The sequence below is a fragment of the Pseudomonas trivialis genome, assembly GCF_036864995.1.
Classification (GTDB): Bacteria; Pseudomonadota; Gammaproteobacteria; order Pseudomonadales; family Pseudomonadaceae; genus Aquipseudomonas; species Aquipseudomonas trivialis.
Genome location: NZ_CP142151.1, coordinates 3,108,779 through 3,126,881, shown reverse-complemented (window position 1 = coordinate 3,126,881; position 18,103 = coordinate 3,108,779). Strand labels below are relative to the sequence as shown.

The following is an 18,103-nucleotide window of genomic DNA, read 5'->3' as shown; positions in this document are numbered from 1 at the left end:
TGGGGTGCGAAGCGCCCCCAATCAAGACTCCTCGGTATACCTGATACTGCGCGCAGGCTGGTTTTGGGGCTGCTGCGCAGCCCAACGCAAAACAAGCCTGCTCGCCACTAAAAGCCCGCTCGCTGAGCCTGCCCTGTGTGTCACAAGTATTTAAGCCAGCCCAGATCGCGACGGCGTGCCTTGAGATCGGCAAACCAGCGCACCGGCAGGTACAGCGCCAACGGCAGCAGCAGGGCGACGAGCCAGATTGCGCCGACGCTGTCGAAACCGAAGTAGCTGCCGTGGTTGAGGCCGATCAGGGTGACGCAGGCGATATACAGCACTTTCAGCACGTATAGGTGCAGCAGGTAGAAGAACATCGGCGCCGAACCAAACACGGCCAGCACGCCGATCCAGCGCTTGTGCCCGGCGCGTTCAAACGCCAGCAACAGCAGCAAGCCGATCCCCAGGGTCAATGCCAGAAACAGCAGCGAAGGCGGGTACTTGGTCATGTTGAAAAAACTCATCAACGTCTGCACGCCAGTGTCATAGGTGTGCCAGGGCTTTTCGCCATACCCGTTGAAGGCCCGCAACAGCACGAACCCCACCAACGCGCCAACGCCACCCAGCAGCAGATAACGCTGACGCAACGCCGGGGGCATGCCTGTAGCAAACCACGGCCCCAGCCCGTAACCCAGGGCAATCACGCCGATCCACGGCAATACCGGATAAGTGACGCGCAGGCGCAGGCTGTCGCTTACGTCGATCCAACTGCGTTCGTGCAGGATGGACCAGGCATGTTGCAGCGCCGACCCTTGCGCGAAGTGCACGCTGTCGAGCAGGTTGTGCCCGCCAATGATCAGCAGTGCCAGGGTGATCAGCAGCGGTCGTGGTAACCATACCAGCGCAGCGAGGGCGATCATGCTGATGCCGATCGCCCAGATTACCTGCAGATAGATCACGCTGGGCGGCAACTGGAAGGTCCACGCAAAGCTGACCAGGGTGAACTCCAGTACCACCAGAAACAGCCCGCGCTTGAACAGAAACGCCGACACATCGCGAGTGCCCTGGTATTTCTGGCCATAAAGCCAGGCCGATAAACCGGTGAGCAATACAAACACCGGCGCGCACAAATGGGCCAGGGTGCGGCTTACAAACAGCGCTGGCTCGGTGCTGTCGATGCTCATGGGGTCGCCGACCTGGCGGTGCATCAGGAATGTCTCGCGCACATGGTCGAGCAACATGAACAGAATCACCAGGCCACGCAGGGCGTCGATGGAGAAGAGGCGTTGGCGTAGGGGAACAGCGTCAGTCATGGGCAGGATCGCAGGGGTGGGCGGAAAGAGCGCGTTATCCTATAACATTAAGCTGAGCGTTGGCGTGCTATTCCCGCCTGGAATGCCCCCATAAAAACCCTGCATTGTCTTTATCACGGCACATCTCGTAGCGTGGCGACTCACCTGAAGGAGAACGCCCATGCACCAAGGTCCGCTGCGTCTGTATGTCGACTCGCTGTTCACCAGCCCTTACGCCATGCCGGTGTTCGTCACCCTGCGGGAAAAAGGCCTGGCCTTCGACACCTTCACCCTGGACCTGGACGCGGCGCAAAACCAGGCGGCGGACTTTGCCCGGCTGTCCTTGACCCAGCGTGTGCCAACGCTGGTTGAGGGCGACTTTGCACTGTCTGAATCGTCGGCGATCTGCGAATACCTGGACGAGGCTTATCCTGCAATAACCGTGTACCCATCCGATCTGCAGCAGCGGGCGAGGGCGCGGCAGGTGCAGGCCTGGTTACGCAGCGACTTGCTGCCCATTCGCCAGGAACGGTCGACGCTGGTGGTGTTTTGCGGTCAGACCATGCCGCCGTTGTCGCCGGTGGCCGAAGCGGCCGCGCGCAAGCTGATCAGCGCGGCTCAGGGGCTGCTGGCGGGGCACCCGGAGAACCTGTTCGATGAGTGGTCGATTGCCGATGTCGACCTGGCCGTGATGCTCAACCGCCTGATCCTCAATGGTGACCGCGTGCCCGGCGAACTGGTGGCGTATGCGCAGCGTCAGTGGCAGCGCCCATCGGTGCAGGCGTGGGTCAATCTGCAACGCCCTGGGCCGCAGGGCGTTCAATGATGTGCGCGACCCGGCGGTCCAGGTCTTCCCAGTCCGCCATGCCCAGCACGCGCGTAGTGTTCAGGCCGCGCAGGTAGCCACGCAACTGCTGGGCGCTGGCGTGCACGTGTTGGGCATCGGCGGCGGCGTTCTGAAGCACGTTTTCATACTCGACCAGGTAGTCGGCGATCCGCTCGCGAAACTCCGGCAATACGGCTTCGCGGATGCGGTCGAAGGTCTTCTGGTGCGGCTTCATGGCGTGGTCCTTATCGTTATAGGCGGTGCATTATCGGTTCAGATAATAGTCACCATCATGCATCGCAAGTTCTGTTTTTTCAGGGAACAGGGAAAATCAGCGCGTGATCCACCCCGACGGCTGTCGGTGATCAGCGCACGGGGCATTTGCTGGCGCGCGCCGCTGGCGTAAACTCTGCGCGCGGATTGCAGTGGGATTTTTCTTTTATCGATGCAGGAAGGTGTATGCGCTCTTTTTTCGTACCGGTCATGGCGTTGGCGCTGGGCGGATGTATTTCCGCCCCGAACGCTCCGTCCCTCACGCTGCAAACGACCAAGCCCCCGCAAGCCTACGTGCAGTGCCTGTTGCCTGAGCTTGAGAAACACGGCATTACCGCCACCGTGACGCAGAACTCGCGTCATGCCACGGTGTTGTTGAGCAGCAAGATTGCTGCCGACGATGTGCTGGAGGCGTACAAGTCCCAGGAGGGCACCAAGGTCTCGTTGTATGAGCGCAAGCCGGTGGTTTCGGCGATCAAGCCGTCACGGCTTGAGCTGGCGGCGAAGGCGTGCCAATAACGTTCTGATTTGCCCCTACTGCCATAGGCGAACGCTTCCTGTGGCGAGCGGGCTTGCCCCGCGTTGGGCTGCGCAGCAGCCCCCAAACCAGGCGCTGAGCAGTATCAGGTAAACCGAGTTTTCGTTGATGGGGGGCGCTTCGCACCCCAACGCGGGGCAAGTCCGCTCGCCACAAGGGCTCCAGTTTTAAATACGTGCTTCGTTGCTGAAACTGTCCACGGTCTTTACCAGCCCCCGGGCCGCCAATGCCACCAGTTCACCGCCTTTTTCCACCGTCGCCAGGGCCGGGTCCGAGCCCATCCGACCGTCGGGGAAGCGGGCGCGGAAGTCCAGCGCTTCGCGGATCGGGCCGGTGTTGGCGATCTGCGGCGAATAGTCGGCTGACTTGATCGACTCTGGATACGCCCACTGCGTCACGGCAATCTCCGAAGGCGTGGCATGGCTGCCGTGGCCCACTGGAAATTGACGGTGAGCCAGGTCGGTAACGCCTTCCAGGTCCCACCAGTTCACCAGTTTGAGGGCAAACCCGGCCGGGCGACGGGCGAAGCTGGCCTCGGCATACAGTTCGGAAAACGCCGCTTCAATCGTCGCGATGTTGCCGCCGTGGCCGTTGAGAAACAGGATCTTCTCGAAACCATGCCCGGCCAGTGAGCGCACCCAGTCGCCGATGGCGGCGATAAAAGTGGAAGGGCGCAGTGAGATGGTGCCGGGGAACCCAAGGTGATGCTGGGCCATGCCGATATTGAACGTGGGACCGATCAGCATATCGGCGTGCTTTTGTGCTTCATGGGCGATGATTTCCGGGCACATCCAGTCGGTGCCCAAGAGGCCGGTAGGGCCGTGCTGCTCGTTGGAACCGATGGGGATGACCACCGTGCGGCTGCGTTCAAGAAACTGGCCGATCTCGATCCAGGTGGACGTGTGTAGAAGCATGGGACGCTCTCTTATCTCGGTGGGGACAGGCTAACCGCCACGGATTGTACGGCTGGTTGCCACCTGTTGGGGCTTGCAATTGAGGTACGTCGAGGACTTCAACCAGCGCTGGTCGGGATACCAGGAGAACATGAACTGCCCATCCTTGAGTTTGTCGACTACCTGGCGCGCCACCTGCGGACGCACCGCCGGGCAGCCCTGGCTGCGGCCGATACGGCCTTCGCGCTTGCTCCACAGCGGGCTGACGTAGTCGGCGGCGTGAATCACCAGGGCACGGTCACGGGCCAGGTCATTGAAGCCCGGCTCCAGGCCGTCCATGCGCAGCGAGTAGCCATGGGTGCCCAGGTAGCTTTCCTGGGTGCGGAACAGGCCCAGGCTGGATTGGTGGCTGCCTTCGAGGTTGGAAAACTGCGTGGCGAAATTTTCCCCGGAGTTGGCGCCGTGGGCCACCAGATCGCGCAGCACGAGGGTGCGTTTGCGCAGGTCGAAAATCCACAGCCGACGGGCGGTAGAAGGCTGGGAGTAGTCAATCACGGCCAGGCGTTCGGAGCGTTCCTCGCCGTTGTTGACCGCGCATTGCACCGCGCTCAGGGCGCTTTTCAATACCGTGGGATTGAGTTCTGGAGCCGAGCGCGCCAGGCTGCTATACAACGTGGGAGGGTTGCCATTGGCGGCGAGCGCGACAGTGCTCAAAGTGCCCATGGTCACCGTCATGAAACCGAGGCGACATATAAAAGTCAGCATCTACAGTACATACCCCCCGCTGTAGGATTGGAGCAAAGTCATTGTTCAAAAAACACGCATGTTACTTGAGCCTTTGCCTGATCGTTGCACCACTGGTCGCGGCAGCCGACGAGCTGCCGCTGGAGGCATTACCGGTTGTCGAGCCCGCCCCGGTGGAGCTGGCCCCCGTGCAACAAGCCCTCGTGCAATTGCCCGGCGTCTGCCCAGGCTTCGCCGCGCAAGTGGACGCCGCCAGCCTCACGCGCCTGCAAGCGTTTTACCAGCAACAAGGTGATACGCCACTGTGGACCGCGGAAGAACGTCGGCAGGCGTTGAACACCCAGTTGCAGCTGCTGGCCGATGACGGCCTGGATCCCGATCACTACCGCCTGCCCACTGCCGATGCCACGAGCAACGTGCTGTGCAGCGATATCGACACCAGCCGTCACTACCTGCAAGCCCTGCAGGATCTGCATTACGGGCGCCTGCAGCAATCGCGTTTCGAACCGCTGTGGCATTCCCAGCCGCCGAGCGTCGATCCCACGCTCGAGGTGCTGGCGTTTGCCGCCACCGGCCTGCAGGACATGGCGCAGGCGTTCGACCAGGCACGGCCCAGCGCCGATCTCTACCGCAGCCTGCGCAATGTCTATTCCAGCGTGCGCCAGCAGCCATTGCCGCACTGGGACGCGGTCGCCAGCGGCGCACTGCTGCGCCCTGGCATGGAAGACCCGCGCGTGCCCGAACTGGCGCGGCGCTTGTACCACGGTGGTTATCTGGCCAGTGAACCCAAGGGCAGCACGAAGCAATACCGCGCGGAGCTGGTCGATGCGGTCAAGGCGTTCCAGCTCAGCCATTCGCTGCAGTCCGATGGCGTGATCGGCGCCGGCACCGTGGCCGAGTTGAACATCAGCCCGGCGATGCGCCGTGAACAGTTGCGCATCAACCTTGAGCGTTTTCGCTGGCTGGCCCAGGACCTGGAGCCCGAAGGGGTGCTGGTCAACGTTGCGGCGGCGCAGTTGAGCGTGTATCAGAGCGGCATCCCGGTATGGCAGACGCGCCTGCAGGTCGGCCGTGCCGAACGTCAGACGCCGCTGCTCAAGTCACGTATCACGCGGCTCACCCTCAACCCCACCTGGACCATCCCGCCCACGATCATGCGTGAGGACAAACTCCCGGCCATCCGTTTGAACCCCGAATACCTGCGTCAGCAGAACCTGCAAGTGCTCGACCCGGAAGGCCGCCCGCTGGCGCCCGAGCAGATCGACTGGGCGCGGCCGGGCAACATCCTGCTGCGTCAGCAGGCCGGGCCGCATAACCCGCTGGGCAAGATCGTGATGCGTTTTCCCAACCCGTATTCGGTGTACCTGCATGACACGCCGAGTCAGCCGCTGTTCACCAAGGGCCCGCGTGCGTTCAGCTCGGGGTGTGTGCGGGTCGAGCAGCCGCTGCTGCTGCGCGATTTGCTGGTGAGCCCGGCCGAGCGTGCGCGCACCGATGAGCTGTTGGCGACGGGCGTGACCCATGAGTTCAGACTGGCGACGCCGGTGCCGGTGTTGCTGGGTTACTGGACGGTGGAGGTGGATCGTCAGGGTGGGGTGGTGTATGCGCCGGATATTTATGGGCGGGATCTGGTGTTGATGAAGGCGATGGGGAGTGTGTTGTAGGGGCATAGGTACCCGGTACTAAATGTGGGAGGGGGCTTGCTCCCGATAGCAGTGGGTCAGCTACCCATAAGCCGACTGACACTCAGCCATCGGGAGCAAGCCCCCTCCCACAGGGGATCTGCGCGAATGGCCCATCGAGAGCCTTGCTCCCACACCGTTTTGCTGGCATTGTTCGCGCAATTGGTAACATTTCCCATTTGAGAAATTTTTGCGCATGCATGAGATTCCGGCCGCGTTGGGCGACTCTGTCCGCCAGCAGACACTCACGGCACTGTACCGCGAGCATCATGGCTGGTTGCACGGCTGGTTGCGCCGCAAACTGGGCTGTTCGCAGCATGCGGCGGACCTGGCTCACGATGCGTTCATCCGCGTCCTGATGCTGGCCGAGCCGCAGGCGATCAAGGAGCCCCGCGCCTTTCTCGCGACCACGGCGGGTCGGCTGTTGATCGATGGCGCGCGGCGTCGGCGTATTGAAAGAGCCTATATGGAGGCGCTGGTCATTCAGTGCGAAGACGCCGGCATGCCTGATCCGGCGGCGATTCATGTGGCCCTGCAAGCCCTCGAGCGGATTGCCGAAATGCTCGCCGGGCTGCCTGCCAAGGCCCGCGAAGCCTTTTTGCTGAGCCGTCTCGACGGGCTGACCTACCACGAGATCGCCGAACGCCTGCACGTGTCCGCCAGCACCGTTAAAAACTACATCTCCACCGCGCTGGTGCACTGCTACCACAGCCTGCATGGGGCGGACCCGCTGTCGTGAGTTCCGAGCAGATCATCCAGCAAGCGGCCAACTGGCTGACGCGCCTGCACGACGAAGACGTCACCGACGCCGAGCGCCAGGCGTTTAACCACTGGTGCCAGGCCGATCCACGCCATGTCGTGGCCATCGAACGCATGCGTTCGTTGTGGGGCAGCTTCGAACCCTTGCCTGCGCGGCCGGCGCGTGTCGCCCTCAATCGTGCATTTGCCCCCCGGCGCGCTCGCGGCGCCCAGGTGGTGGGCCTGCTGGGGATGTTGCTGTGCGGCTGGCTGGGCGTGGAGCGTGCGCCGGTGTGGATGGCCGACCAGCGCACCGCCGTCGGCGAGCGTCGCCAGATCGTGCTGGAAGACGGCAGCCAGTTGCAGCTCAACAGCAACTCGGCGGTGGATGTGAAATTTGACGGACATCAACGAGTGCTCGAACTGCTGCAAGGCGAGCTGTGGGTGGACGTGGCCAAGGATGCGCAACGGCCTTTCGTGGTGCGCACCGACCAAGGCAGCGCCACCGCCCTGGGCACTCGCTACCTGGTCAAGCGCGCGGCGGACGGCACCACGGTGGTAACCGTGATCGAGTCCAGCGTGGCGGTCAAAGGCGCGGCCGAGGAGGGCGTCAAGGTCATGGCCGGCGAGCGTGCCGTCCTCGATCACGGCCACGCCGCCCCCGCACAAGCCACCCCTGGCAGCGACCCGGATGCCTGGACCCGTGGCCTGCTCAAGGTCAATGACCAGCCACTGAGCGACGTGCTGCAAACCCTGGCCAGCTATCGCCATGGCCTGGTGCGGTTCGACCCCCAGGCCTTGGGTGATCTGCGCGTCTCCGGTGTGTTCAAGCTCGATGACACCACTGCCGCGCTCGCAGCGTTGGCGGATAACCTGCCGATCCAGGTGCAGACATTCACCGACCTGCTGGTGGTGGTGACGCCGCGCTAGCTCAGCGCTCGTTACGGCGCAGGCGTTTGTAGAGGGTATTGCGGCTCACCCCGAGTTCCCGCGCCAGGTGGGAAATATTGCCGCCGGCGGCCTTAAGGCGCTGGTTCAGGTCGGCGTCGTCGCCCATGCCCTCGGCGGCGGGCTGCGGCGCTTGCTCGTTCAAATCCACAAAAAAATCATCCGGCAGGTGCTCAGCGCGAATCGGCTGTTCCTCGGCCATCGCCAATGCCACCTGCAACACGCTGCTCACCTGGCGCAGGTTGCCCGGCCACGGGTGGCGCTCGAACAGCGCCAGCACTTCGGCGCTCAGCCCGGCCCATTGGCCCGGCTCGCGATGCTGCTGCCACAGTTGCTGGAACAACGCGCGCTTGTCGGTACGTTCGCGCAGCGCCGGCAGCTCCAGGGTCAGGCCGCCGATGCGGTAGTACAGATCCTCACGAAAACGCCCGGCCTGCACCCGCTCGCGCAGCGCACGGTTGGTCGCCGAGATAATGCGCAGGTCCACCGGGAACAGCTCGCTGCTGCCCACCGGCTGCACGCAGCGCTCCTGCAACACACGTAGCAGGCGGGCCTGGGTCGGCAGCGGCATGTCGCCGATTTCGTCGAGAAACAGCGTGCCTTTGTCGGCCTTGCGGATCAGGCCGATGCTGCCTTTCTGGCTGGCGCCGGTGAACGCACCTTTTTCATAGCCAAACAGCTCCGACTCCACCAGCTCAGCGGGAATCGCCGCACAGTTCACCGCGATAAACGCCTGCCGGCTGCGGGAACTGGCCTGGTGCAGCGCCTTGACGAACACTTCCTTGCCCACCCCGGTCTCGCCGTGAATCAGCAGCGGGATGTCCTTCTCCAGCAGGCGCTCGGCCTGGCGTACAGCTTTTTCCACGCGTACATCGCCAAAATGCAGGGTGTTGAGGCCAATCGGAGCGGGCTTTGGCACGGCCGGCTGGGTAAACACGCGCGCCTGCACCGGTGTCTGTTTGGGGCGCTTGAGTAAACACTGGAAGCGGTTGCGTCCCGCCGCTTGCAGCGAAAACGGCAGGCCTTCGGGCTGATTGAGCAACTCCAGCAACGACACCTTGAACAGGCTGTCGATCATCACCCGCGACAGGCTGATGCCCAGCAGGTTATCGGCGCGGCGGTTGGCCGAGAGCACCTGGCCGCTTTCATCGAAGATCAGCAGGCCGGCCCATTGGCTGTCGAGGTTGCTCAGGCCGGTGTTGAAGGTCAGCTGAAAGTGCTCGCCGCGAAACAGGTTGAGGATCAGACGGTTTTCCACGGTCTGGCTCATCATCTTGACCATGCCCAGGGTGTGGGAGGGCGGCAGGTAGCTGTCGCTCGAGACGTCCAGCACGGCGATGATTTCCCGTTGGGCATCGAAGATCGGCGCCGCGGAGCCGGTCATGAAACGGTTGGCCTTGAGAAAGTGTTCATCGTGTTCGATGTGCACCGCCTGGGCACAGGCCAGCGCGGTGCCGATGGCGTTGGTGCCGCTGCAACGCTCCATCCAACTGGCGCCGGCGCTGAAGCCGCGAGCCAGTTTGGGCTCGATGAAGCGCTGGGTGCCCCACGACGTCAGCACCTGGCCCTGATTGTCGGCCAGCATGATCAGGCAGTTGGAATTGCTGAGGATGTTCTCGTAGTAGGGCAGCACTTCCTGATGGGTGGTCTGCACCAGGGAATGCTGGCTTTCCAGCAATTGGCTGATGCCCTCGGCGGGCAGTTGATCAAAGCTGGGCGTGCTCTGGTGGTCCAGGCCAAAGGCGCGGCAACGGCGCCAGGATTCCTGGATGAGGGTGTCGTGAGCCATTGGTTCGGCCATGGGGCGACCTGCTGTTTTTATTGTTATTGGGCTTGCACAATCTAAGGGTTGTAATCAGGCCAATGTGTGAGGGAGCAAGCCCCTCCCACATTTGATCTTCATTGCCCATAAAGTGTTGTTCAGCACTGTTCATTGTCAACCCCCGAACTGTTCAGTTGTTCAGCCCGATTGTTCACGCCTGAACGCCGCATTTCCTCCATTTCCTTACGGATCAACCACCTGCCGTTATTGGCACGAAACTCGCTCTGACGAGTGGCCAGATTCATTCCAATAATAAAAAGGTCGTGTCATGTCATTGACCCTGGAACATGTCTCCCGCGTCGTAGAAGGCCAAACCTGGATCGACGACGCCAACCTGCGTTTCGAAGCCGGTTCCTTCAACGTTTTGCTCGGCCGCACCCTGTCCGGCAAGACCAGCCTGATGCGCCTGATGGCCGGGCTGGACAAGCCCGACAGCGGTCGCATCCTGATGCACGGCGTGGATGTCACGAACAAGCCGGTACGCCTGCGCAACGTGTCGATGGTGTACCAGCAGTTCATCAACTACCCGACCATGACCGTGTTCGAAAACATCGCCTCGCCGCTGCGTCAGGCCGGTGTGGCGGACGACGTGATCCAGAGCAAGGTGCTGGAAACCGCGCGCATGCTGCGCATCGAGAAGTTCCTCAAGCGCCACCCGTTGGAATTGTCCGGTGGCCAGCAGCAACGCACGGCCATGGCCCGCGCGCTGGTCAAGGACGCCGAGCTGATTCTGTTCGACGAGCCGTTGGTGAACCTGGACTACAAACTGCGCGAAGAGCTGCGTCAGGAAATGCGCGAGCTGTTCGCGGCGCGCCACACCATCGCTATCTATGCCACCACCGAGCCCAACGAGGCTCTGGCCCTGGGCGGCACCACCACCATCCTGCACGAAGGCCGGGTGATCCAGAGCGGCAAGGCCGCCGAGGTCTATCACCAGCCGCACAGCGTACTTGCCGCCGAACTGTTCTCCGAACCGCCGATCAACCTGATGCCCGGGCGTATCAGCGGCAATGAAGTGAGCTTTGCCAACTTCGTGCACTTCCCGCTCAACGTCGACCTGCGCCCCATCGGCGAAGGCGAATTCCGCTTCGGTGTGCGCCCCAGCCATATCAGCCTGGTGCCCAGCAACGACGACGACCTGGAGCTGGCGGTCACGGTGGAAGTCGCCGAGATCAGCGGCTCGGAAACCTTTCTGCATGTGCGCAGCGAGCACTTCCTGCTGGTGCTGCATTTGCCGGGGGTGCACGAATACGACGTCGACGCGCCGATCCGCGTGTATATCCCCACCCATAAACTGTTTGTGTTCGATGCCGAGGGCCGCCTGGTCCAGGCGCCCGGGCGCCGTGTCGCGAGGGTTGCCTGATGGCCGAGATCCATTTGCAGAACCTGGCGCACAGCTACAGCGCAGCGCCCGCCAGTCCCGAGGACTACGCGATTCGCGCCATGAACCACGTCTGGGAGCAGGGCGGCGCCTACGCCTTGCTCGGGCCATCGGGCTGCGGCAAGTCGACCCTGCTCAATATCATCTCCGGGCTGCTCAGCCCGTCCGAAGGCCAGGTGCTGTTCGACGGCAAGGTGGTCAACGACCTCACCCCGGAGAAACGCAACATCGCCCAGGTGTTCCAGTTCCCGGTGGTGTACGACACCATGACCGTGTTCGACAACCTGGCGTTCCCCCTGCGCAACCAGGGCATGGCCGAGGCGAAGGTTCACAGCAAGGTGGCGGAAATTGCCGAAGTCCTTGACCTGCAAAACCTGCTGAGCAAGAAGGCGCGCAACCTCACCGCCGACGAAAAACAGAAGGTCTCGATGGGCCGTGGCCTGGTGCGCGATGACGTGTCGGCGATCCTGTTCGACGAACCGCTGACGGTGATCGACCCGCACCTGAAGTGGAAACTGCGGCGCAAGCTCAAGCAGATTCATGAGCAGTTCAACATCACCATGGTCTACGTCACCCACGACCAGTTGGAGGCCTCGACCTTCGCCGACAAGATCGCGGTGATGTACGGCGGGCAGATCGTGCAGTTTGGTACGCCACGGGACTTGTTCGAGCGGCCCAGCCACACCTTTGTCGGCTATTTCATCGGCAGCCCCGGCATGAACCTGATCGAGGTGCAGGCCGAGGCGGGCGGCGTACGCTTTGCCGGTACGCACTTACCGTTGTCCGAGGCGCTGCAACAGCGCCTTGCCACTGCGCCCTACAAGAAGTTGCAGGTAGGCATTCGCCCGGAATTCATCCACGTGTGGGACGAGTACAACCCTGACGCCCTGCAGGCCGATGTCACGCATCTGGAAGACCTGGGCACCTACAAGATCATCACCCTCAAGCTCGACGGCGCGGTGCTCAAGGTACGCCTGGCCGAAGACAAACCGGTGCCCGAGGGCACGGTGTCGATCAGTTTTCCCGCGCAGTGGCTGATGCTGTACGCCGACGATTACCTGCTGGAGGTGCTGCCATGAACAAGGTGCAAAACAACAAGGCCTGGTGGCTGGTGTTGCCGGTGTTCCTGCTGGTGGCGTTCAGTGCGGTGATCCCGATGATGACCGTGGTCAACTACTCGGTGCAGGACATTTTCGACCAGTCCAGCCGCTATTTTGTCGGCGCCGACTGGTACAAACAGGTGCTGCTCGACCCGCGGCTGCACGACTCGCTGCTGCGCCAGTTCATCTATTCGGCCTGCGTGCTGCTGATCGAAATCCCGCTGGGCATCGCCATCGCCCTGACCATGCCGACCAAGGGGCGCTGGTCGTCGCTGGTGCTGATCATCCTGGCGATTCCCTTGCTGATCCCGTGGAACGTGGTGGGCACCATCTGGCAGATCTTCGGCCGCGCCGATATCGGCCTGCTCGGCTACAGCCTCAACGCCCTGGGCATCAGCTACAACTATGCGGCGAATACCGCGGACGCCTGGGTCACCGTGCTGGTGATGGACGTGTGGCACTGGACATCGCTGGTGGCGCTGCTGTGCTACTCCGGCCTGCGCGCGATTCCGGATGTGTATTACCAGGCGGCGCGGATTGATCGCGCGTCGGCGTGGGCGGTGTTCCGACACATCCAACTGCCCAAGATGAAAAGCGTGCTGCTGATCGCGGTGATGCTGCGCTTCATGGACAGCTTCATGATCTACACCGAGCCCTTCGTGTTGACGGGCGGCGGGCCGGGTAACGCCACCACTTTCCTCAGTCAGACCCTGACCCAGATGGCCGTCGGCCAATTCGACCTGGGCCCGGCGGCGGCGTTTTCCCTGGTGTACTTCCTGATCATCCTGTTGGTGTCCTGGCTGTTCTACACCGCCATGACCCACTCCGACGCCAACCGCTGAGGCCGCCAACATGAGCAAACGCAAGGTCATACCGCTGCTGATCTACATCCTGTTCCTGCTGGTGCCGATCTACTGGCTGTTGAACATGTCCTTCAAGAGCAATACCGAGATCCTCGGCGGGCTGACGTTGTTTCCGCAGGATTTCACCCTGGCCAACTACAAGGTGATCTTCACCGACCCGAGCTGGTACACCGGTTACCTCAACTCGCTGTACTACGTGAGCCTGAACACGGTGATCTCCCTGAGCGTGGCGCTGCCGGCAGCGTACGCGTTTTCACGCTACCGGTTCCTCGGCGACAAGCACCTGTTCTTCTGGCTGCTGACCAACCGCATGGCGCCACCGGCGGTGTTTCTGCTGCCGTTTTTCCAGCTGTATTCCTCCATTGGCCTGTTCGACACACATATCGCGGTGGCGCTGGCGCATTGCCTGTTCAACGTGCCGCTGGCGGTGTGGATCCTGGAGGGCTTCATGTCCGGGGTGCCCAAGGAAATCGACGAAACCGCCTATATCGACGGCTACTCGTTCCCCAAGTTCTTCGTGAAGATCTTTATCCCGCTGATCGGCTCCGGCATCGGCGTCACGGCGTTTTTCTGCTTCATGTTTTCCTGGGTCGAACTGCTGCTGGCGCGCACGCTCACGTCGGTCAATGCCAAGCCGATTGCGGCGGTGATGACGCGCACGGTGTCGGCGTCGGGCATCGACTGGGGCGTGCTGGCAGCGGCGGGGGTGTTGACCATCCTGCCGGGCATGCTGGTGATCTGGTTTGTTCGCAACCACGTGGCCAAGGGCTTTGCCCTGGGCCGGGTCTGAGGAGTCGATGATGGAATGGATGGCCTGGACCACCCCTACTGCACTGTTCTTTGGCGGCATCGCGCTGATTCTGGCGGGCATGACCACCTGGGAACTGCGCTCGCCGAGCATCCCCCGGCGCGGGTTTCTGCCGATCAGCACCACCCGTGGTGATCGTTTGTTTATCGGTCTTCTCGGCAGCGCCTACCTGCATTTGCTGGTGATCGGCGTTACCGACTGGAGCATCTGGGTGGCGTCCGCGCTCTCCCTGGTATGGCTGTTGAGTGTGATGCGTTGGGGCTAGTGCCCTTGTGAATAAACAACCAGGAGGTCTCTATGTTGAATAACAACAATAAGCTGCGACATAGCATTTCATTGGCCGCCGTACTGGCCCTCAGCGGTTTGAGCGCGTCGACCTGGGCCGATGCGTATGAAGACGCCGCGAAAAAATGGATCGGCAGCGAGTTCAAACCGTCCACCCTCACGGCCGAACAGCAGTTGGAGGAATTGAAGTGGTTTATCAAGGCCGCCGAACCGTTCCGTGGGATGAAGATCAACGTGGTGTCGGAAACCCTCACCACCCACGAGTATGAGTCCAAGGTACTGGCCAAGGCCTTCAGCGAAATCACCGGCATCAAGCTGACCCACGACCTGCTGCAGGAAGGCGACGTGGTGGAGAAGCTGCAGACCCAGATGCAGTCCGACAAGAACATCTATGACGGCTGGGTCAACGATTCCGACTTGATTGGTACGCACTTTCGCTATGGCAAGACCGAATCGATCACCGACCTGATGGCCAACGAAGGCAAGGACTTCACCTCGCCGACCCTGGACCTCAAGGACTTCATCGGCCTGTCCTTCACCACCGCACCGGACGGCAAGCTGTATCAGTTGCCCGACCAGCAGTTCGCCAACCTTTACTGGTTCCGCGCCGACTGGTTCGAGCGGCCTGAGCTGAAAGCCAGGTTCAAGGAAAAATACGGCTACGACCTCGGCGTGCCGGTGAACTGGTCGGCCTACGAGGACATCGCCAAGTTCTTCAGCGAAGACGTCAAGGAAATCGACGGCAAGCGCATCTACGGGCACATGGATTACGGCAAGAAAGACCCGTCCCTGGGCTGGCGCTTTACCGATGCCTGGTTCTCCATGGCCGGCGGCGGCGACAAGGGACTGCCCAACGGCTTGCCGGTGGACGAGTGGGGCATTCGCGTGGAGGACTGCCACCCGGTGGGCTCCAGCGTCACCCGGGGCGGCGACACCAACGGCCCGGCCGCCGTGTTTGCCACGCAGAAATACGTGGACTGGATGAAAGCCTACGCGCCACCGGAAGCGGCGGGCATGACCTTCTCCGAATCCGGCCCGGTGCCGTCCCAGGGCAACATCGCCCAGCAAATCTTCTGGTACACCGCGTTTACCGCCGACATGACCAAGCCGGGCCTGCCGGTGGTGAACGCCGACGGCACGCCGAAATGGCGCATGGCGCCGTCGCCGGTCGGACCTTACTGGGAAAAGGGCATGAAGAAGGGCTACCAGGACGTGGGCTCCTGGACCTTCCTCAAGTCGACGCCCGAGAAACAGAAACTCGCGGCCTGGCTCTACGCGCAGTTCGTGACCTCGAAAACCGTCTCGCTGAAGAAAACCATCGTCGGCCTGACGCCGATTCGTGAGTCCGACATCAACTCCCAGGCCATGACCGACCTGGCGCCCAAACTTGGCGGCCTGGTGGAGTTCTACCGCAGCCCGGCCCGGGTCGAGTGGACCCCGACCGGCACCAACGTGCCTGACTACCCACGGTTGGCGCAGTTGTGGTGGAGCAACATCGCCGCCGCAGCCAGCGGCGAGAAAACCCCGCAACAGGCACTGGACAACCTGGCCAAGGAACAGGACGCGATCATGACCCGCCTGGAACGCTCCAAGGTGCAACCGGTGTGCGGCCCGAAAATGAACCCCGAGCGCGACGCGCAATACTGGTTCGACCAACCGGGCGCGCCCAAGCCGAAACTGGCCAACGAAAAACCCAAAGGCGAAACCGTGAACTACAACGACCTGCTCAAGCAGTGGGAGGCGGCGCGCAAATAACGATGCCGGGGATGCAGGCTTGCTGTGAAAAGCAGGCCTGCATTTCATCCGGAGGCCAGAGACAAGACTGGAGGTTGCTACTAGACTGCTGAGCATTCATACAGGAGGTCACGTCATGGGTGTTCCGCTTTCACCAATCGTTTCCGAGTTTGAGACCGAAGAGCAGGCAAGCAGCCATGATCTGTGGTTTCGGGCAAAGGTGGAAAAGAGTCTGGCCAATCCTGGCAGTGGCGTTCCTCATGACGAAGTGATGGCGCGGGTTGAAGCTATCATTCTGGAGGCAGAACGCAAGCAGCGGTCAAAAGCCTGATGCTGGCGCTTGTTTGGCTCGATGAGGCCATTGCCGATCTGATCGATATCCTCACTTTCATTGCTGCTGAAAATCCTGGTGCGGCAAGACGTTTAAAGCCCGTCTTGAAGTGGCGCCTCTACCACTCACTGAGCATCCTTACCTCTATCCCGGCGGACGCGTGCCGGGGACTCGAGAGGTCGTGGTACATCCCAATTACGTTCTTGTTTATCGAATAACGCTTGAGCGGATTGAAATAGTCAACGTCCTGCATTCACGTCAGAAATACCCTTGAGCCTCTCGGCACGTTAGCCGCCATCAGCTGTCGGTGCTGTCTTGCGCGCATAGACCACTGATCCCCACTGTCCCAACCCCGATTGAATTTTCCGCACTGCCCGACGCTCTGCACTTTAGAGGCGCCTGCTAACGCGCGCCCGTTTGGGGTCTTCATGGTTGAAGGCCAGATTGCATCGGACTTTGCGGGAACTGCCATCATGACCCTGTTAACGGCGCTGTCGGGCCAGCCGGCCTCTGTACATCACTCAAACCACGGCCACTATCAGCGGGTTTACCAACAGCTCTACAACGAGGCGCCCAATGCCCGCGAGCTGGCCCATGAATTTTTGCAAAGCCAGCTGGCGCAGGTGCAACACGCCGCCAGCGAATTGCCCGATACGCCTGAGCAACTGCCCGCCTGGGTGGAGCAACGCTGCACCGCCGTGGCCGAGCAATACGCCGAGTACCTTGAACAGCGCCAGCAGGGCCGGCCACGCCGTTACTTTCAGAACAAGGCTCATGCGCTCTACGTGCTGCAGCGCGTGGCACCGACCAAATACGTCGATGGCGCCTGGCTCTATGGGCTGCTGCGCTACTGGCATGATCAGCGTTTCGACGGCCTGCTCACCACCTACCTGGAAGAATTGGGCGACGGCGAAGCCGCGCAGAACCATGTGGTGATCTACCGTAAATTGCTGAGCGATCACGATGCCGACAGCGAGGCCGGGGTCGAGGACGAGCACTACCTGCAAGGTGCCCTGCAATTGGCCCTGGGGCTGAGTGCCGAGCAGTTTCTGCCGGAAATCATTGGCTACAACCTCGGCTACGAGCAGTTGCCTCTGCACCTGTTGATCACCTCCTATGAGCTGAGCGAACTGGGCATCGACCCGTATTACTTCACCCTGCACGTCACCATCGACAACGCTGGCAGCGGCCATGCCTGCAAGGCGGCGCAGTCGGTGTTGAGCCTGTTGCCGCTGGGCGAGGGCAGGGACGAATTCTACCGGCGCGTGGCTCAGGGCTATCGCCTCAACGACCTCGGCGCGGACACCACCGCCGTGATCGAAGGCTTCAACCTGCAGGATGAGGTGGTGGCCATGCTGGAGCGCAAGCGCAGCTTCGGTCAGCACATGCATTCGGACTACTGCCGTTTCGAGGGCAAGACCGTCAACCAGTGGCTGGCCAAGCCGGGTCAGATCGGCGACTTCCTCACCGCGCTGCAGGACAAGGGCTGGATCAGGCGCAACCAGGATCCCGCCGAAAGCCGCTTCTGGCAGCTGATCGAAGGCGCCGGCGCGGCGATGTTCGGGGCTTTCAGCGGCTATGAAAAACAAGTCCTGCACGATTGGATTGCCGGCAGCTGGGTCAGCCCGCAGCGGGTGCCGCCGGTGCGGCCGGGGCGCGGCAGCCGCTTTTCCCGCGAGCAGCATCGCCCGGCAGACCCGGACACCCAGGCCCTGGTGGAATCACTGTGGCAACTGCCCGACGAGCAGCAGATCAACACCCTGATCCCGTGGATGACCGCGCGACGCCACTGCCTGCCGGTGGGCCTGTATGCCACTCGCCGCTTTATCCAGCTACGTGCGCGCCTGCGCTGAGGAAGCCTGC

General features: G+C 62.0%; 18 protein-coding genes and 1 pseudogene. 14 read left to right on the top strand and 5 right to left on the bottom strand.

Going from position 1 to position 18,103, the window contains the following annotated elements; all coding sequences use genetic code 11:
- Positions 1–140: 140 nt before the first annotated feature.
- Positions 141–1,295, bottom strand: a complete 1,155-nt coding sequence (locus VRB54_RS13455) for a DUF1624 domain-containing protein (RefSeq protein WP_338477594.1) — start codon at positions 1,293–1,295, stop codon at positions 141–143.
- Between the two features lie 160 nt (positions 1,296–1,455).
- Between VRB54_RS13455 and yfcF the strand changes: the two genes are divergently transcribed.
- The gene (yfcF, locus tag VRB54_RS13450; protein WP_338477593.1) at positions 1,456–2,100 is read left to right on the top strand and encodes a glutathione transferase; all 645 of its coding nucleotides are present in this window, start codon (positions 1,456–1,458) and stop codon (positions 2,098–2,100) included.
- Here the strand turns inward: yfcF and VRB54_RS13445 are convergent.
- Complete coding sequence (locus VRB54_RS13445; RefSeq protein WP_209982637.1) at positions 2,063–2,335, bottom strand: hypothetical protein; 273 nt, start codon at positions 2,333–2,335, stop codon at positions 2,063–2,065. The two genes, yfcF and VRB54_RS13445, sit on opposite strands and share 38 nt — an antisense overlap.
- A gap of 224 nt (positions 2,336–2,559) precedes the next feature.
- On the opposite strand from VRB54_RS13445, the gene VRB54_RS13440 reads away from it, so the two are divergent.
- Positions 2,560–2,892, top strand: coding sequence for a hypothetical protein (locus VRB54_RS13440; protein WP_338477592.1), 333 nt, complete (start codon positions 2,560–2,562; stop codon positions 2,890–2,892).
- A 186-nt stretch (positions 2,893–3,078) separates the two neighbouring features.
- Here the strand turns inward: VRB54_RS13440 and VRB54_RS13435 are convergent, their stop codons facing one another.
- Entirely contained in the window at positions 3,079–3,825 is a 747-nt protein-coding gene (locus VRB54_RS13435; RefSeq protein ID WP_231423846.1) for a creatininase family protein, read from the bottom strand.
- Positions 3,826–3,855: 30 nt separating this feature from the next.
- Positions 3,856–4,569 carry a murein L,D-transpeptidase catalytic domain family protein gene (locus VRB54_RS13430; protein WP_209982631.1) on the bottom strand — a complete coding sequence of 238 codons (714 nt, stop codon included), beginning with the start codon at positions 4,567–4,569 and terminating at the stop codon, positions 3,856–3,858.
- A gap of 41 nt (positions 4,570–4,610) precedes the next feature.
- Here VRB54_RS13430 and VRB54_RS13425 point away from each other — a divergent pair, with 41 nt between their 5' ends.
- The 3 genes from VRB54_RS13425 to VRB54_RS13415 all read left to right on the top strand — a co-directional run bounded on the left by VRB54_RS13425 (position 4,611) and on the right by VRB54_RS13415 (position 7,898).
- Positions 4,611–6,212: a L,D-transpeptidase family protein gene (locus VRB54_RS13425; RefSeq protein WP_338477590.1), complete on the top strand. Its 1,602-nt coding sequence runs from the start codon at positions 4,611–4,613 to the stop codon at positions 6,210–6,212.
- Positions 6,213–6,426: 214 nt separating this feature from the next.
- Positions 6,427–6,969 (top strand): sigma-70 family RNA polymerase sigma factor, encoded by a 543-nt coding sequence (locus tag VRB54_RS13420; RefSeq protein ID WP_338477589.1) that lies wholly within the window; start codon positions 6,427–6,429, stop codon positions 6,967–6,969.
- Positions 6,966–7,898 (top strand): FecR family protein, encoded by a 933-nt coding sequence (locus VRB54_RS13415; RefSeq protein ID WP_338477588.1) that lies wholly within the window; start codon positions 6,966–6,968, stop codon positions 7,896–7,898. The genes VRB54_RS13420 and VRB54_RS13415 overlap by 4 nt, the downstream gene beginning before the upstream one ends.
- 1 nt (position 7,899) lies before the next feature.
- Here VRB54_RS13415 and VRB54_RS13410 read toward each other — a convergent pair whose 3' ends face one another.
- The gene (locus VRB54_RS13410) at positions 7,900–9,717 is read right to left on the bottom strand and encodes a sigma-54-dependent Fis family transcriptional regulator (RefSeq protein WP_338477587.1); all 1,818 of its coding nucleotides are present in this window, start codon (positions 9,715–9,717) and stop codon (positions 7,900–7,902) included.
- Positions 9,718–10,006: 289 nt separating this feature from the next.
- Here VRB54_RS13410 and VRB54_RS13405 point away from each other — a divergent pair, with 289 nt between their 5' ends.
- The 9 genes and pseudogenes from VRB54_RS13405 to VRB54_RS13365 all read left to right on the top strand — a co-directional run bounded on the left by VRB54_RS13405 (position 10,007) and on the right by VRB54_RS13365 (position 18,093).
- Entirely contained in the window at positions 10,007–11,101 is a 1,095-nt protein-coding gene (locus VRB54_RS13405) for an ABC transporter ATP-binding protein (protein WP_338477586.1), read from the top strand.
- The gene (locus VRB54_RS13400) at positions 11,101–12,198 is read left to right on the top strand and encodes an ABC transporter ATP-binding protein (RefSeq protein ID WP_338477585.1); all 1,098 of its coding nucleotides are present in this window, start codon (positions 11,101–11,103) and stop codon (positions 12,196–12,198) included. The genes VRB54_RS13405 and VRB54_RS13400 overlap by 1 nt, the downstream gene beginning before the upstream one ends.
- Positions 12,195–13,061, top strand: a complete 867-nt coding sequence (locus tag VRB54_RS13395) for a carbohydrate ABC transporter permease (RefSeq protein WP_017735078.1) — start codon at positions 12,195–12,197, stop codon at positions 13,059–13,061. Before VRB54_RS13400 ends, VRB54_RS13395 begins: the two co-directional genes overlap by 4 nt.
- 10 nt (positions 13,062–13,071) lie before the next feature.
- Positions 13,072–13,872 (top strand): carbohydrate ABC transporter permease, encoded by an 801-nt coding sequence (locus tag VRB54_RS13390; protein ID WP_003174634.1) that lies wholly within the window; start codon positions 13,072–13,074, stop codon positions 13,870–13,872.
- Positions 13,873–13,882: 10 nt separating this feature from the next.
- Positions 13,883–14,155 (top strand): DUF2160 domain-containing protein, encoded by a 273-nt coding sequence (locus tag VRB54_RS13385; RefSeq protein WP_003232363.1) that lies wholly within the window; start codon positions 13,883–13,885, stop codon positions 14,153–14,155.
- 32 nt (positions 14,156–14,187) lie between these two features.
- Positions 14,188–15,930, top strand: a complete 1,743-nt coding sequence (locus VRB54_RS13380; RefSeq protein ID WP_338477584.1) for an ABC transporter substrate-binding protein — start codon at positions 14,188–14,190, stop codon at positions 15,928–15,930.
- A 115-nt stretch (positions 15,931–16,045) separates the two neighbouring features.
- Positions 16,046–16,240, top strand: a complete 195-nt coding sequence (locus tag VRB54_RS13375) for a stability determinant (RefSeq protein ID WP_209982614.1) — start codon at positions 16,046–16,048, stop codon at positions 16,238–16,240.
- Positions 16,240–16,514 (top strand): annotated as a pseudogene (locus tag VRB54_RS13370) (type II toxin-antitoxin system RelE/ParE family toxin). The gene VRB54_RS13375 and the pseudogene VRB54_RS13370 overlap by 1 nt, the downstream one beginning before the upstream one ends.
- A 199-nt stretch (positions 16,515–16,713) precedes the next feature.
- Positions 16,714–18,093 (top strand): iron-containing redox enzyme family protein, encoded by a 1,380-nt coding sequence (locus tag VRB54_RS13365; RefSeq protein ID WP_338477582.1) that lies wholly within the window; start codon positions 16,714–16,716, stop codon positions 18,091–18,093.
- Positions 18,094–18,103: the final 10 nt, after the last annotated feature.